15 protein-coding genes are annotated in these 14386 nt (G+C 61.6%); all 15 read left to right on the forward strand.

From position 1 onward, the window contains the following. Position 1 precedes the first annotated feature (1 nt). The 15 genes from nuoH (at position 2) to urtA (ending at position 14320) form a co-directional block, all read left to right on the forward strand. Positions 2 to 1066, forward strand: coding sequence for an NADH-quinone oxidoreductase subunit NuoH (gene nuoH, locus B4F51_RS00265; RefSeq protein WP_296223025.1), 1065 nt, complete (start codon positions 2 to 4; stop codon positions 1064 to 1066). 20 nt (positions 1067 to 1086) lie between these two features. Beyond that, positions 1087 to 1578 (forward strand): NADH-quinone oxidoreductase subunit NuoI, encoded by a 492-nt coding sequence (gene nuoI, locus B4F51_RS00270; RefSeq protein ID WP_039597867.1) that lies wholly within the window; start codon positions 1087 to 1089, stop codon positions 1576 to 1578. Between the two features lie 146 nt (positions 1579 to 1724). Further along, a complete protein-coding gene (locus B4F51_RS00275; RefSeq protein ID WP_296223029.1) occupies positions 1725 to 2357 on the forward strand; it encodes an NADH-quinone oxidoreductase subunit J in 633 nt (210 codons plus the stop codon). A 17-nt stretch (positions 2358 to 2374) separates the two neighbouring features. After that, entirely contained in the window at positions 2375 to 2686 is a 312-nt protein-coding gene (gene nuoK / locus B4F51_RS00280) for an NADH-quinone oxidoreductase subunit NuoK (protein WP_296223031.1), read from the forward strand. Positions 2687 to 2713: 27 nt separating this feature from the next. Next, entirely contained in the window at positions 2714 to 4774 is a 2061-nt protein-coding gene (nuoL, locus tag B4F51_RS00285; protein ID WP_296223033.1) for an NADH-quinone oxidoreductase subunit L, read from the forward strand. Between the two features lie 12 nt (positions 4775 to 4786). After that, the gene (locus B4F51_RS00290; protein ID WP_296223035.1) at positions 4787 to 6253 is read left to right on the forward strand and encodes an NADH-quinone oxidoreductase subunit M; all 1467 of its coding nucleotides are present in this window, start codon (positions 4787 to 4789) and stop codon (positions 6251 to 6253) included. Positions 6254 to 6272: 19 nt separating this feature from the next. Next, the gene (gene nuoN, locus B4F51_RS00295; protein WP_296223036.1) at positions 6273 to 7745 is read left to right on the forward strand and encodes an NADH-quinone oxidoreductase subunit NuoN; all 1473 of its coding nucleotides are present in this window, start codon (positions 6273 to 6275) and stop codon (positions 7743 to 7745) included. Between the two features lie 15 nt (positions 7746 to 7760). Next, entirely contained in the window at positions 7761 to 8066 is a 306-nt protein-coding gene (locus B4F51_RS00300) for a DUF2818 family protein (protein ID WP_296223037.1), read from the forward strand. A gap of 46 nt (positions 8067 to 8112) precedes the next feature. Continuing rightward, positions 8113 to 8724 carry an NUDIX domain-containing protein gene (locus B4F51_RS00305; protein WP_296223038.1) on the forward strand — a complete coding sequence of 204 codons (612 nt, stop codon included), beginning with the start codon at positions 8113 to 8115 and terminating at the stop codon, positions 8722 to 8724. Positions 8725 to 8861: 137 nt separating this feature from the next. Next, positions 8862 to 9323: a DUF1178 family protein gene (locus B4F51_RS00310; RefSeq protein WP_296223040.1), complete on the forward strand. Its 462-nt coding sequence runs from the start codon at positions 8862 to 8864 to the stop codon at positions 9321 to 9323. Between the two features lie 84 nt (positions 9324 to 9407). Further along, positions 9408 to 10604: an acyl-CoA dehydrogenase family protein gene (locus B4F51_RS00315; RefSeq protein WP_296223042.1), complete on the forward strand. Its 1197-nt coding sequence runs from the start codon at positions 9408 to 9410 to the stop codon at positions 10602 to 10604. Between the two features lie 25 nt (positions 10605 to 10629). Beyond that, positions 10630 to 11760 (forward strand): acyl-CoA dehydrogenase family protein, encoded by a 1131-nt coding sequence (locus B4F51_RS00320; RefSeq protein WP_296223044.1) that lies wholly within the window; start codon positions 10630 to 10632, stop codon positions 11758 to 11760. A 56-nt stretch (positions 11761 to 11816) separates the two neighbouring features. Next, positions 11817 to 12287 (forward strand): MaoC family dehydratase, encoded by a 471-nt coding sequence (locus B4F51_RS00325; protein WP_296223045.1) that lies wholly within the window; start codon positions 11817 to 11819, stop codon positions 12285 to 12287. Positions 12288 to 12324: 37 nt separating this feature from the next. Continuing rightward, positions 12325 to 12804: a MaoC family dehydratase gene (locus B4F51_RS00330; protein WP_296223047.1), complete on the forward strand. Its 480-nt coding sequence runs from the start codon at positions 12325 to 12327 to the stop codon at positions 12802 to 12804. Between the two features lie 253 nt (positions 12805 to 13057). Further along, positions 13058 to 14320 (forward strand): urea ABC transporter substrate-binding protein, encoded by a 1263-nt coding sequence (gene urtA, locus B4F51_RS00335; protein WP_296223049.1) that lies wholly within the window; start codon positions 13058 to 13060, stop codon positions 14318 to 14320. The last annotated feature ends 66 nt before the right edge of the window (positions 14321 to 14386 follow it).

Below are 14386 nucleotides of genomic sequence, written 5' to 3' on the forward strand. Positions count from 1 at the left end.
CATGATCGAGTCGATTACTTCTTTCGGCACGGCGACCTTCGGCGGCTGGTGGCCGCTGATCTGGACGCTGGTGCGTGCGGTCTGCATCATCCTGCCGCTGCTGCTGTGCGTGGCTTACCTGATCCTGTGGGAGCGTAAGCTGATTGGCTGGATGCACGTGCGTCTGGGCCCGAACCGCGTGGGCCCGTTCGGTCTGTTGCAGCCGATCGCCGACGTGCTCAAGCTGCTGCTCAAGGAAGTCATGGTGCCGAGCGCGGTCAGTCGTGGCATGTACATCATCGCGCCGCTGATGGTGCTGATGCCCGCTGTGGCGATCTGGGCGGTGGTGCCGTTCCAGGCCGAGGCCGTGGTGTCGAACATCAACGCAGGCCTGCTGTACGTGATGGCGATCAGTTCGGTGGGCGTGTATGGCGTGATCCTGGCCGGCTGGGCCTCGAACTCCAAGTACGCGTTCCTGGGTGCGATGCGCGCATCGGCACAGATGATCTCGTATGAAATTGCCATGGGCTTCGCGCTCGTGACGGTGTTGATGGTGACGGGCAGCCTGAACCTGTCGGACATCGTCAACTCGCAGAACCGAGGTGTCTTCGCCAATCACGGCATCAACATCCTGTCGTGGAACTGGCTGCCGCTGCTGCCGATGTTCGGTGTGTACTTCATCTCGGGCGTGGCTGAAACGAACCGCCACCCGTTCGACGTGGTGGAAGGCGAGTCGGAAATCGTGGCAGGCCACATGATCGAGTATTCGGGCATGGCGTTCGCGCTGTTCTTCCTGGCCGAGTACATCAACATGATCGTCATCTCGGCGCTGACGGCAACGATGTTCCTGGGGGGCTGGGCGTCGCCGATCGATGCACCGGTGTTCAACTGGATTCCGGGCTTCTTCTGGCTGCTGATCAAGGTGTTCCTGCTGTTGTCGGTCTTCATCTGGCTGCGTGCATCGTTCCCGCGCTATCGCTATGACCAAATCATGCGCCTAGGCTGGAAGATCTTCATTCCGCTCACCGTGGGCTGGCTTATCGTCGTCGCCATCTGGATTGTGTCGCCGTGGAACATTTGGAAGTAACGGGACAATAGGAAGCCACCATGTTGCTTGCCATCAAGGAATTCTTTAACAGCCTGCTCCTGAAGGAACTCTTCAAGGGGCTGGCGCTGACCGGGCGCTATCTGTTCGCGCGCAAGATCACCGTGCTCTTCCCGGAAGAGAAGACGCCGCTGTCGCCGCGTTTCCGTGGTCTGCACGCGCTGCGCCGTTATCCGAACGGCGAGGAGCGGTGCATCGCATGCAAGCTGTGCGAAGCCGTGTGCCCGGCCATGGCCATCACCATTGAGTCGGATCAGCGCGACGACGGCACGCGCCGCACCACGCGCTATGACATCGATCTGACCAAGTGCATTTTCTGCGGCTTCTGCGAAGAGGCCTGCCCGGTGGACGCCATCGTCGAGACGCACATCCTGGAATATCACGGTGAGAAGCGCGGCGACCTGTACTTCACCAAGGACATGCTTCTGGCCGTGGGTGACCGCTTTGAGCCGGAAATCGCGGCCAACAAGGCGGCTGACGCGAAGTACCGCTGATTCAAGACGCCCGCAGCGCAGGCTGTGGGCGGCGCAGTTGAAATTCCGGAAGGATAACGGCTCCTCGTGAGCCAACCAGTTGCGTCGGCGCCATGCCGCTGCGGCTTTGGACAAGCGCGTGTCGCAAAACGGCCCGCGCCAGGATCATGGAAATCACGACGATCATCTTCTACTGTTTCGCGCTGGTGCTAGTGCTCTCGGCGCTGAAGGTCATCACCGCGAAGAACCCGGTGCACGCGGCGCTGTTCCTCGTGCTCTCGTTCTTTACCGCAGCGGCGATCTGGATGCTGCTCAAGGCGGAGTTTCTCGCCATCACGCTGGTGCTGGTCTACGTTGGGGCGGTGATGGTGCTGTTCCTGTTCGTGGTGATGATGATCGATATCGACATCGAGCACCTGCGGCGCGATTTCTGGACCTATGTGCCGATGGCGGCCTTCGTGGGCGTGGTCATCATCCTGGAAATGGCTGTCGTGCTGACCAAGACTTTCATGGGGCGTGTACAGCCCGTGCAAGCGCTGCCCAAGGGGTTCGACGGTCCGAACACGCAGGCGCTCGGCAAGCTGATCTACACCGATTACATCTACGCTTTTGAAGTGGCCGGCGCGGTGCTGCTGCTGGCGATCGTCGCGGCCGTGGCGCTGACCGCGCGCCGCCGCAAGGACACCAAGGCCCAGAAGGTGTCCGATCAGATCCGCGTGCAGCGCAAGGACCGCGTGCGCCTGGTTTCGATGCCGGCAGAAAAGTCGGCTGGCGCAGCCTCGGCTGAATCCAACGGCTGAGCCCCGGGAGAATCCATATGTCTTCGCTATCCCTTGCCCATTACCTCGTGCTCGGCGCAGTGCTGTTTGCCGTCAGCATCGTCGGCATTTTCCTGAACCGCAAGAACGTCATCGTGCTGCTGATGGCAATCGAGTTGATGCTGCTTGCGGTCAATATGAACTTCGTCGCGTTTTCCCATTACCTGGGTGACTTGGCGGGGCAGGTGTTCGTGTTTTTCATCCTGACGGTGGCCGCGGCGGAATCCGCGATCGGTCTCGCCATCCTGGTGGTGCTGTTCCGTAACCTGGACACCATCAACGTCGACGATCTGGACAGCCTCAAAGGCTGATCGCCGCAACCACTGATAAGAAGCTCCATGGCTACCACGCTCAATCCCAACCTGCTGCTGGCGATTCCGCTCGCGCCGCTGGCCGGCGCGGCGATCGCCGGGCTGTTCGGCACCAAGTTCTTCGGCGAGAAGATCGGCCGTACGGCATCCCACAGCGTCACCATCCTCGGCGTTGCGATCGCCTTTGTCCTGTCGGCGCTGGTGCTGTCGGACGTCATGAACGGCGCCGGCTACAACGGCACCGTCTATGAATGGATGACCGTCGGCTCGCTGAAGATGGAAGTCGGCTTCCTCATCGATTCGCTCACGGCGATGATGATGTGCGTGGTGACCTTCGTCTCGCTGATGGTGCACATCTACACCATCGGCTACATGCAGGAGGATGACGGCTACAACCGCTTCTTCGCGTACATCTCGCTGTTCACCTTCTCGATGTTGATGCTCGTGATGAGCAACAACTTCCTGCAGCTCTTCTTCGGCTGGGAAGCGGTGGGCCTGGTGTCGTATCTGCTGATCGGTTTCTGGTTCAAGCGTCCGACGGCCATCTACGCCAACATGAAGGCGTTCCTGGTCAACCGCGTAGGCGACTTTGGCTTCGTGCTCGGTATCGGTCTGCTGCTGGCCTATAGCGGCAGCCTGAGCTACGCTGACGTGTTCGCCGCCCGCGACAAGCTGGCTGCCATTGGCTTTCCGGGTACAGATTGGCACATGCTGACAGTCGCTTGCATCTGTCTGTTCATCGGTGCGATGGGTAAGTCGGCACAGTTCCCGCTCCACGTGTGGCTGCCGGACTCAATGGAAGGCCCGACGCCGATTTCCGCGCTGATCCACGCCGCCACGATGGTGACTGCCGGTATCTTCATGGTCGCACGCATGTCGCCGCTGTTCGAGCTGTCGGATACCGCGCTGTCGTTCGTGCTGATCATCGGCGCCATCACCGCGCTGTTCATGGGCTTCCTGGGCATCATCCAGACCGACATCAAGCGGGTGGTGGCCTATTCGACGCTGTCGCAGCTCGGCTACATGACGGTCGCGCTGGGCGCTTCGGCCTACCAGGTGGCCGTGTTTCACCTGATGACGCACGCCTTCTTCAAGGCATTGCTGTTCCTGGGTGCTGGCTCGGTCATCATCGGCATGCACCACGATCAGGACATGCGCAACATGGGCGGTCTGCGCAAGTACATGCCGATCACGTGGTTGACGTCGCTGGTGGGTTCGCTGGCGCTGATCGGTACGCCATTCTTCTCGGGTTTCTACTCGAAGGATTCCATCATCGAGGCGGTGCGCGAATCGCGTCTGCCGGGCGCCGAGTTCGCATATTGGGCCGTGCTGGCCGGCGTGTTTGTGACGGCGTTCTATTCGTTCCGCATGTACTTCCTCGTGTTCCATGGCGAAGAGCGCTTCGGCAAGGAAGACTCGCATCACGAAGGCAACCACGTGGACGAGGAAGAAACGGCCGATCATCACCATGGCCTGGCCCCGGGTCAGAAGCCGCACGAGTCGCCGTGGGTGGTGACGGTGCCGCTGGTGCTGCTGGCGATTCCGTCGGTCATCATTGGTGCGATGGCGATCCAGCCGATGCTGTTCGGCGAATTCTTCAAGCATGGCGTGGTCTTCACCAACGTCATCTTCAACGCCGAGAACCACGAAGCGATGAAGGTGCTGAGCGACGACTTCCAAGGCTGGGTCGAAATGGCGCTGCATGGCTTCACGTCGGCTCCGTTCATCCTGCTGACTGCTGGCGTGGTGCTGTCGTGGTTCTTCTACCTGAAGCGTCCTGACATTCCGGCGGCCATCGCCAAGCATTTCTCCGGCCTCTACACGCTGCTGGACAACAAGTACTACATGGACAAGATCAACGAGATCGTCTTTGCCAACGGTGCGGTCAAGTTTGGCCGCGGCTTGTGGAAGGGCGGCGATCAGGGTGTGATCGATGGCGTGATCGTCAACGGCAGCGCGCGTCTGGTCGGGTGGTTTGCGAGCGTCGTGCGCCTGCTCCAGTCCGGTTACATCTATGACTATGCGTTCGCGATGATTGTCGGCACGGTTGCGCTGCTGACGTACTTCGTGTTCCTGGCGGGCAAATAAGGGATAACTAAAATGGTTCTGTCTTTTGCGATCTGGCTGCCGATCTTTTTCGGCGTGCTGGTGTTGGCCTCGGGCTCAGACCGCAATCCCGGTTATGTCCGCTGGATGTCGCTGATCGGCTCGCTGGTCAGCTTCGTGATCACGCTGCCGCTCATCACGCGTTTCGACAAGACGACTGCAGCTATGCAGTTCGTCGAGAAGTCAAGCTGGATCGAGCGCTTCCACGTCAACTACTACCTGGGTGTCGACGGCATCTCGATGTGGTTCGTGGTGCTGACGGCGTTCATCACGGTCATCGTGGTGATCTCGGCCTGGGAAGTGATCACCGAGCGCGTTGCGCAGTACATGGCGGCGTTCCTGATTCTGTCCGGCCTCATGATCGGTGTGTTTGCGGCGCTCGACGGCCTGCTGTTCTATGTGTTCTTCGAAGCCACGCTGATCCCGATGTACATCATCATCGGCGTATGGGGTGGCCCAAACCGCGTGTACGCAGCCATCAAGTTCTTCCTGTACACGCTGCTGGGCTCGCTGCTGACGCTGGTTGCGTTGCTGTACCTGTACTTCCATAGCGGTACGTTCGAGATCCTGCAGTGGCACCAGGTCAAGCTTTCGATGAACGAGCAGATTTTGCTGTTCATTGCCTTCCTCATGGCCTTCGCCGTGAAGGTGCCGATGTGGCCGGTGCATACCTGGCTGCCGGATGCCCACGTGGAAGCGCCGACCGGCGGTTCGGTGGTGCTGGCGGCCATCATGCTGAAGCTGGGCGCTTACGGCTTCCTGCGGTTCTCGCTGCCGATCGCGCCTGATGCGAGCCATAGCCTGTCGGCGTTCATCATCGCGATCTCGCTGATCGCTGTGATCTACATCGGCCTGGTTGCGCTGGTGCAGGCCGACATGAAGAAGCTGGTCGCGTATTCATCGATCGCACACATGGGCTTCGTCACGCTGGGCTTCTTCATCTTCAACGAGATCGGCATTGAGGGCGGCATCGTTCAGATGATCTCGCACGGCTTCATCTCGAGCGCAATGTTCCTGTGCATCGGCGTGCTATACGACCGTGTGCACTCGCGCCAGATCGCCGATTACGGCGGTGTGGTGAACACGATGCCGAAATTCGCGGCGCTGTCGGTGTTCTTCGCGATGGCCAACTGCGGCCTGCCGGCCACCTCGGGTTTCGTGGGTGAATTCATGGTGATCCTGGGTTCGGTTCAGTTCAACTTCTGGATCGGTCTGCTGGCCGCCACCGCCCTGATCTTCGGCGCAGCGTATTCGCTGTGGATGGTCAAGCGCGTGATCTTTGGGGACGTGACGCACAAGCATGTGGCCGAGCTGCAAGACCTGAACGCCCGCGAGTTCTTCATGCTGGGCGTGCTGGCGATCGCCACCCTGTACATGGGCTTGTATCCGAAGCCTTTCACCGATGTCATGCATGCGTCCGTGGTGAATCTCCTCACCCACGTGGCCCAGTCCAAGCTGTAAGAGGGGAGTCGAAACGATCATGCAAAACATGAATTGGGCGCCGTTGCTGCCGATCATCTTTCTGGCGCTGATGATCGCCGTGATCCAGATGGCGGACGTGTTCCGCAGCAAGGGCAGTGATAGCCCGGCTTACGGTCTGAGCCTGTTTGCCTCGCTGGCTCTGACGATCTGGTTTGCGGTACAGGCTACGTCTGGCGAAACGCATTACGTCTTCAGCAATCTGGCGGTCTTCGATCCGATGGCGCAGATCCTGTCGTCGTTCTGCGCGCTGACCATGCTGGTGACGTTGGTGTATACGCGCCGCTATCTTGCCGACCGCGACATGTTCGGCGGCGACTTCTACATCCTCGCGCTGTTCACGCTGCTGGGCCAGATCGTGATGATCTCTGGCAACAACTTCCTGACGCTGTACCTCGGACTGGAATTGTTGTCGCTGGCCTCGTACGCGCTGGTGGCGCTGCGCCGCCGCTCGAATGTGTCGTCGGAATCGGGCATGAAGTACTTTATCCTGGGTGCGCTGGCTTCTGGCCTGCTGCTGTATGGCATGTCGATGCTGTACGGCGCGACCGGCTCGCTGGACCTGGGCGAAGTGTTCCGAGCCATCAACACCGGCAACATCAACAAGACGATCCTGGTGTTCGGCGTGGTGTTCGTGGTGGCTGGCTTGGCCTTCAAGCTGGGCGTTGCTCCGTTCCACATGTGGGTGCCCGACGTGTATCAGGGCTCGCCGACGGCCGTCACGCTGCTGATTGCCGGTGCGCCGAAGGTGGCCGCATTCGCGATGACGCTGCGCATCCTGGTCGAAGGCCTGCTGCCGTTGGCGTTCGACTGGCAGAACATGCTGATCGTGCTGGCGGTTGTCTCGCTGGCTATCGGCAATATCACTGGCGTGGTGCAGACCAACTTCAAGCGCCTGCTGGCGTACTCGACGGTCTCGCACATGGGGTTCCTGCTGCTGGGCATGCTGTCGGGCGTGAGCGCCGGCAAGCCTGATCTGACCGCCCAGGCCTACAGCGCCTCGATGTTCTATGCCATCACCTACGTGCTGACCGCATTGGGCGCCTTCGGCATCATCCTGCTGCTGGCTCGCAAGGGTTATGAAGCGGAAGAGATTGCCGACCTGAAGGGCTTGTCGAAGAAGAGCCCGTGGTTTGCACTGCTGATGCTGTTCATGATGATGTCGCTGGCGGGTCTGCCGCCGACGGTGGGCTTCTACGCCAAGCTGTCGGTGTTGGGTGCGGTGGTGGATGCCGGCATGTCGTGGCTGGCCATCGTGGCAGTGCTGTTCTCACTGGTGGGCGCGTTCTACTACCTGCGCGTGGTGAAGGCCATGTACTTCGATACGCCGACCGACGAAGGCCCCGTGGAGGCTACCTTCGGCCTGCGCTCGCTGCTGTCGGTCAACGGCCTGCTGGTGCTCGTGCTGGGCATTTTCCCGGCCGGCCTGATGGCCATGTGCTACCAGGCGATCCGCCTGACGCTGGCCTCGTAATCCGGCCGTCCCAAGATGAACGCTTCGACGGGCGGCTTGTTTGTCATCGTGTTGGCACTGATCTGTGCCAACCTGCCGTTCGTCAATCAACGCGTTCTGGCCGTCGTGCCGGTACGCTGGCCGCGCAAGCCGTTCTGGCTGCGCGGCGCTGAACTGATTGCCATGTACGTTGTAGTCGGGCTGATCGGTTTCGGCATCGAATCGAGCCAGGGCAATGCTTTCCCGCAGGGCTGGCAGTTCTATGCGATTACTGCCTGCCTGATGCTGGTGTTCGCGTTTCCCGGCTTTACGTGGCAATACCTGGTTCGCCACCCCCGTTGATTACCCGCCGGGCAGGCACCCCGCTGTCTCGGCACGAGAGAGCGCCATGTCCGATCACACTCCGCTTCCCACATCTCCTGACACGACGTCCGATTCGGACGCCGGCCTGCGCGAGACCCAGGTCGCTTCGGCGCTGATGCATCAGGGCAAGTTCCTCACACTCAGGCAAGACATCGTCCGCCTGCCGGACGGCCGCAACGCCAGCCGTGAATACCTGATCCACCCGGGCGCGGTCATGATGATCCCGTTATTTGATGATGGCACTGTGCTGATGGAGCGCCAGTTCCGCTACCCGATCGGCAAGGTGATGATCGAATTCCCGGCCGGCAAGCTCGACCCGCAGGAGGGAGCGCTGGCATGCGGTAAGCGTGAGCTGCGAGAGGAAACCGGCTACACAGCCGAGCGTTGGGACTATCTGACGCGCATCCACCCGGTCATCTCCTACTCCACCGAGTTCATCGACATCTACCTCGCGCGTGACTTACGGGATGGCGATGCCGCGCTCGATGAGGGCGAATTCCTCGAGACCTTCATTGCGCCGGCCGGCCAACTGATTGACTGGGTGCGAGAAGGGAAGATCTCCGATGTGAAGACCATCATCGGCGTATTCTGGCTGGAGAAGATACTGTCGGGTGCCTGGGCTCCGGGTGGCGTCTGAGTCGCTTGCGCAAGCGTTAGCCGGCCCCATCTTTCCAACCTCTCTACTATGACGAACGATCGTGCGAAAAAATTAGCACGATCGTTCACAAATTTTCGAATCGGGGATACACTCGTCCCCATGCGCTGGACCGATCAATGAAAGTGCTGGACCTCCGCTGTGCCAATGACCACCGCTTCGAAGGCTGGTTCGACTCCGATGCCGACCTGCAATCGCAGCGTGAGCGCGGGCTGTTGACGTGCCCGGTCTGCGGCCACAACGAGGTTGAGCGCCTGCCGAGTGCACCGCGCCTGAACTTGTCGTCGTCGCGAGCGGAGGCTGCCCAGAGGGGGGCCGTCGCCAAGACGGTGGAAGGCGAAAGCGGCGTGCCCGTGGCCCTGCAACAGCTCTACCTGAAGGCCGTGCGCCATGTCCTGGCCAATACCGAGGACGTCGGCGACCGGTTTGCAGAAGAAGCGCGCCGCATGCATTACAACGAGGCGCCGGAGCGGGGTATTCGCGGGACGACGTCTCGGGAGGAAGCGCAGGAACTGGCGGAGGAAGGCATCGAGGTGATGCCGCTGCTGGTGCCCGACGCGCTCAAGCAGCCCGTGCACTAGCAGCCCCGATTCAGGTCCGCGCCGGTCCGACAGAACGTTCTCCACCGATTTGCCACGGTGGGGAGCCAACCACAGGAGACAGGCATGGATCTGAACTACTCGGCGGCCGATGATGCGTTCCGCCAGGAAGTCCGCGGCTGGCTGGAAGCCAATCTGCCCAAGGACATCCAAGACAAGGTGTTGAACCACCGCCGCCTGAACCGCGACGATTTCGTCCGTTGGCACAAGGCGCTCGCGGCCAAGGGCTGGTCGGTGCCTCACTGGCCGGTCGAGTGGGGTGGCACCGGCTGGTCCCCCATCCAAAAACACATCTGGGACGAAGAGTGCGCAGAGATCGGCGCGCCCGGCGTGCTGCCATTCGGCGTCAGCATGGTCGCGCCCGTGATCATGAAGTACGGCAACGAGGCGCAGAAGCGCTACTTTCTGCCGCGCATCGTCGATTGCACAGATTGGTGGTGCCAGGGCTACTCCGAGCCGGGTTCCGGTTCCGACCTCGCCTCGGTCAAGACGCGCGCTGTGCGTGAGGGCGATCACTACGTCGTCAACGGCCAGAAGACCTGGACCACGCTCGGCCAGTACGCCGACATGATCTTCTGCCTGGTGCGCACCGACCCGGACGCCAAGAAGCAAGAGGGCATCTCGTTCCTGCTGATCGACATGAAGACGCCGGGCATCACCGTACGCCCGATCATCATGCTCGACGAAGAGCACGAGGTGAATGAGGTGTTCTTCGACAACGTGAAGGTGCCGGTCGAAAATCTGATCGGCGACGAAAACCGCGGCTGGACGTATGCCAAGTACCTGCTCGGTCACGAGCGTACCGGCATTGCGCGCGTCGGCAATTCGAAGCGCGAGCTGGCCTTCCTCAAGCGCGTCGCCCTGCAGCATCAGAAGAACGGCAAGCCGCTGCTCGAAGACCCGGTGTTCGCCGGCAAGGTGGCGTCGCTGGAGATCGAACTGATGGCGCTGGAGGTCACCGTGCTGCGTGTGGTGTCGAGCGAGAACGCCGGCAAGGGCCCTGGCCCCGAGGCGTCGCTGCTCAAGATCAAGGGAACGCAGATCCAGCAGATGCTGACCGAGTTGATGGTCGAGGCCGTGGGCCCGTATGCGCAGCCGTTCGACCCGAGCTACCTGGAAGGCGAAGTGCCGCAGGCCGTGACGGGCGACAACGACGCCGCACCGCTCGCGCCGTACTACTTCAACTATCGCAAGACCTCGATCTACGGCGGGTCGAACGAAATCCAGCGCAACATCATCTCGCAGATGATCCTCGGCGTCTGACCAGAACGGATAACGGAGACAAGACATGGATTTCTCGTTCACCGACGAACAGAAGCAACTGGCCGATGCGGTGCGCCGCTTCATCGACAAGGATTACGGTTTCGAGGCGCGCAACAAGATCGTGTATTCGCCCGAAGGTGTGTCGCAAGCCGCATGGGGCGGGCTGGCCGAGCTGGGCCTGACCGCGCTGCCGGTGCCGGAAGCGCAAGGCGGTTTCGATGGCCGCGCGATGGACCTGCTGGTGGTGATGCAGGAACTCGGCCGTGGCCTGGTGGTGGAGCCGTATCAGGCGACCGTGCTGGGTGCGCAGGCGCTTAAGCTGGCGGGCGGCCAGGATGCGCTGCTGGAGCAGGTGGCCGGCGGTGTGGTGAAGCTGGCCATTGCCTTTGGCGAGCGGCAGTCGCGCTACGAACTCTTCAACGTCATCACGCGTGCTGCGCAGCAGGGCAGCGGCTGGGTGCTCACCGGCGAGAAGGCCGTGGTCGTGCACGGCGCGCAGGCCGACAAGCTGATCGTCTCGGCACGCACCGATGGCGAGGCACGCGACACGGCTGGCCTGTCGCTGTTCGTGGTCGATCGTGATGCCGCGGGCGTGACGATCAAGGATTACCGCACCATCGACAACCTGCATGCCGCCGACATCCGCTTTGACAACGCGCCGGCCACGCTGCTCGGCAAGGCTGGCCAAGCATGGGAGACCATTGATGGGGTGGCCGACCTGGGCTGCGTGCTACTGTGCGCCGAGGCCGTCGGCCTGATCGACGCGCTGAATGCCGCCACGCTGGAATACACCAAGACGCGCCAGCAGTTTGGCGTGCCGATCGCGCGCTTCCAGGCGCTGCAGCACCGCATGGTCGACATGTTCATTCATGCTGAGCAGGCCCGTTCGATCACGTATCTGGCGGCTGCGCACTTTGAAGACGGTGACGTGGAAGCCCGCCGCCGCTACGTATCGGCGGCCAAGGCCCGCGTCGGCCAGGCTGCGCGTGATGTCGGGCAGGAAGCCGTGCAATTGCACGGCGGCATGGGCGTGACCAACGAACTGCCGGCCGCGCACATGTTCAAACGGCTCACGATGATCAACACGACGCTCGGCGACGTGGATCATCATCTGGCCCGCTTCGCATCGCTGCCGGGCTTCAAGAACGCAGCGTAACGGCAACCCTCAACGCCCCGCGTCCCTGCGGGGCGTTGTCATTTTGAGGAGACGTCATGGCAGAAGCAACGCTACCGTACGAGTTCTACTTCGACGATTTCGAGGTCGGCCGTACGATGGAGATGGGCAGCTACACGGTCACCGAAGAAGAGATCCTGACCTTTGCGCGGCAATACGATCCGCAGCCGTTTCACATTGATGCGGATGCGGCCAAGCACAGCATTTACGGCGGCATCATTTCCAGCGGCTGGATGACCTGCTCGGTGATGATGCGGCTGATGGTGCAGGGCTTTCTCAGCAAGGCAGCCAGCATGGGCTCGCCGGGCGTGGACGAGATCCGCTGGCTCAAGCCGGTGTATCCGGGCGACACGCTGTCGGTGTCGAGCACCTGCATGGAGGTGCGGCCCTCGCAGTCGAAGCCGGATCGCGGTGTGGCGGTCAACCGCTGGGAGGCACGCAACCAGCGCGGTGAGCTGGTTTGCACCGTGACCGGCATGGGCTTGTTCGGGCGTCGTCCGAAAGCCTGATCTCACGTTACGACACAACAACAAGGAGACAACCGGAATGCGCATCATCGAATCGCTCGACGAGCTGCGAGGATTGATCGGCCAGGAAGTTGCGGTGAGCGACTGGACCGAGATCACGCAGCAGCAGGTCAACCTGTTCGCCGAGGCCACGGGCGATCACCAGTGGATTCACGTCGATGTGGAGCGCGCCAAGCGCGAGTCGCCGTTCGGGGCGCCGGTGGCGCATGGGTTTCTGACGCTGTCGCTGCTGCCGATGCTGATGCAGAACGCGCTCGCCATGCCGGACGTGAAGATGGGCGTGAACTACGGCCTGAACAAGGTCCGCTTCACGGCGCCGGTGCCGGTGGGCAGCCGCGTGCGTGCGCGCGTCAGCTTGCTGGAGATGGAAACGCTGCCGCCGCTGCCCAATGCCCCCGCCCTGACGGGCGCCCAGATGACCTGGGGCGTGACCATCGAGCGGGAAGGGCAGGAGCGCCCGGTCTGTGTGGCGGAATCGATCTCGCGCCGCTACTCCTGAGCGGTCTTCCGCACTTGTCTGAAGGGGCCGGCGCAATGCCGGCCTTTGTATTTCTTCTTGCGCTCCGCTTGTTTTGTGCTTGTCTGCGCGTGCCCCACGCAAGCGCATCACGCCGGCCAAATGCGCGGACTTGGCGCAGTTTCGGCACTGTTTTGGCGCGGATTTCCCATTCCATGAGCGAAATGTGATGGCACGGTAGTTGCAATTTTGGCCCCGGAGGTCGTTCTCGCCGCCAATAACCCAAGGAGCCGCAATGAAACGTCGTGAGCTGTTGAAGCTGTCCGCCGTCGCCGCCGCAACGCTGTTGTCCGTGTCGAATCTCGCGTTTGCTCAGGCAAAGGAGCCGATCAAGGTCGGCATCCTGCATTCGCTGTCGGGCACGATGGCCATCTCCGAGACGTCGCTGAAAGACGTGGCGCTGATGACGATCGACGAGATCAACAAGAGCGGCGGCGTGCTGGGCCGCAAGCTGCAGCCGGTGGTGGTGGATCCGGCGTCGAACTGGCCGCTGTTTGCCGAGAAGGCGCGTGGGCTGCTGACGCAGGACAAGGTGGCCGTGACGTTCGGCTGCTGGACGTCGGTGTCGCGCAAGTCGGTGCTGCCGGTCTATGAAGAGCTGAACGGCCTGCTGTTCTACCCGGTGCAGTACGAAGGCGAAGAGATGTCAAAGAACGTCTTCTACACCGGCGCCGCGCCCAACCAGCAAGCCATTCCCGCGGTGGAATACCTGATGAGCAAGGAAGGCGGCGGCGCCAAGCGCTTCTTCCTGCTGGGCACCGATTATGTCTACCCGCGCACGACCAACAAGATCCTGCGTGCCTTCCTGCACAGCAAGGGCGTGAAAGACAGCGACATCGAAGAGGTCTACACGCCGTTCGGCCACTCCGATTACCAGACCATCGTCGCCAACATCAAGAAGTTCTCGCAGGGCGGCAAGACGGCCGTGATCTCGACCATCAATGGCGATTCCAACGTGCCGTTCTACAAGGAACTCGGCAACGCCGGCCTGAAGGCCAAGGACGTGCCGGTGGTCGCGTTCTCGGTGGGCGAGGAAGAACTGCGCGGCGTCGACACGAAACCGCTGGCCGGCCAGCTTGCCGCTTGGAACTACTTCATGTCGGTCAAGAATCCGGTCAATGACGACTTCAAAAAGAAGTGGGCCGCGTGGGTCAAGGCCAACAACCTGCCGGGCGGTGACAAGCGCGTCACCAACGACCCGATGGAAGCCACCTACGTCGGCATCATGATGTGGAAGCAGGCCGTCGAGAAGGCCGGCACCACCGACGTGGACAAGGTTCGCCAAGCGATGTACGGCCAGCAGTTCAAGGCACCGTCGGGCTTCACGCTGGTGATGAACAACAACCATCACCTGAGCAAGCCCGTGATGATCGGCGAGGTGCGCGGCGATGGCCAGTTCAACGTCGTCTGGAAGACGCCGACGGTGATCCGCGCCAAGCCGTGGAGCCCGTACATTCCCGGCAACGAGGGCAAGCCTGACATGGTTGCAAGCAAGTGATGTGGTCAGGCGGGCCGGTCACGTGTCCAACGTAACCGGCCTTTTGAACGACGCTCTACGACGTGG

It is taken from the genome of Ralstonia sp. UBA689 (assembly GCF_002298975.1).
In the GTDB taxonomy this organism is placed as follows: Bacteria; Pseudomonadota; Gammaproteobacteria; order Burkholderiales; family Burkholderiaceae; genus Ralstonia.

Bases quoted from the DNA above. Each gene is read 5' to 3' on its own strand.
- B4F51_RS00330 (WP_296223047.1), top strand. From the start codon at position 12,325: ATGCGCATCATCGAATCGCTCGACGAGCTGCGAGGATTGATCGGCCAG.
- nuoL (WP_296223033.1), top strand. From the start codon at position 2,714: ATGGCTACCACGCTCAATCCCAACCTGCTGCTGGCGATTCCGCTCGCG.
- nuoK (WP_296223031.1), top strand. From the start codon at position 2,375: ATGTCTTCGCTATCCCTTGCCCATTACCTCGTGCTCGGCGCAGTGCTG.
- urtA (WP_296223049.1), top strand. From the start codon at position 13,058: ATGAAACGTCGTGAGCTGTTGAAGCTGTCCGCCGTCGCCGCCGCAACG.
- B4F51_RS00305 (WP_296223038.1), top strand. From the start codon at position 8,113: ATGTCCGATCACACTCCGCTTCCCACATCTCCTGACACGACGTCCGAT.
- B4F51_RS00275 (WP_296223029.1), top strand. From the start codon at position 1,725: ATGGAAATCACGACGATCATCTTCTACTGTTTCGCGCTGGTGCTAGTG.
- nuoH (WP_296223025.1), top strand. From the start codon at position 2: ATGATCGAGTCGATTACTTCTTTCGGCACGGCGACCTTCGGCGGCTGG.
- B4F51_RS00325 (WP_296223045.1), top strand. From the start codon at position 11,817: ATGGCAGAAGCAACGCTACCGTACGAGTTCTACTTCGACGATTTCGAG.
- nuoN (WP_296223036.1), top strand. From the start codon at position 6,273: ATGCAAAACATGAATTGGGCGCCGTTGCTGCCGATCATCTTTCTGGCG.
- B4F51_RS00315 (WP_296223042.1), top strand. From the start codon at position 9,408: ATGGATCTGAACTACTCGGCGGCCGATGATGCGTTCCGCCAGGAAGTC.
- B4F51_RS00300 (WP_296223037.1), top strand. From the start codon at position 7,761: ATGAACGCTTCGACGGGCGGCTTGTTTGTCATCGTGTTGGCACTGATC.
- B4F51_RS00290 (WP_296223035.1), top strand. From the start codon at position 4,787: ATGGTTCTGTCTTTTGCGATCTGGCTGCCGATCTTTTTCGGCGTGCTG.
- B4F51_RS00320 (WP_296223044.1), top strand. From the start codon at position 10,630: ATGGATTTCTCGTTCACCGACGAACAGAAGCAACTGGCCGATGCGGTG.
- B4F51_RS00310 (WP_296223040.1), top strand. From the start codon at position 8,862: ATGAAAGTGCTGGACCTCCGCTGTGCCAATGACCACCGCTTCGAAGGC.
- nuoI (WP_039597867.1), top strand. From the start codon at position 1,087: ATGTTGCTTGCCATCAAGGAATTCTTTAACAGCCTGCTCCTGAAGGAA.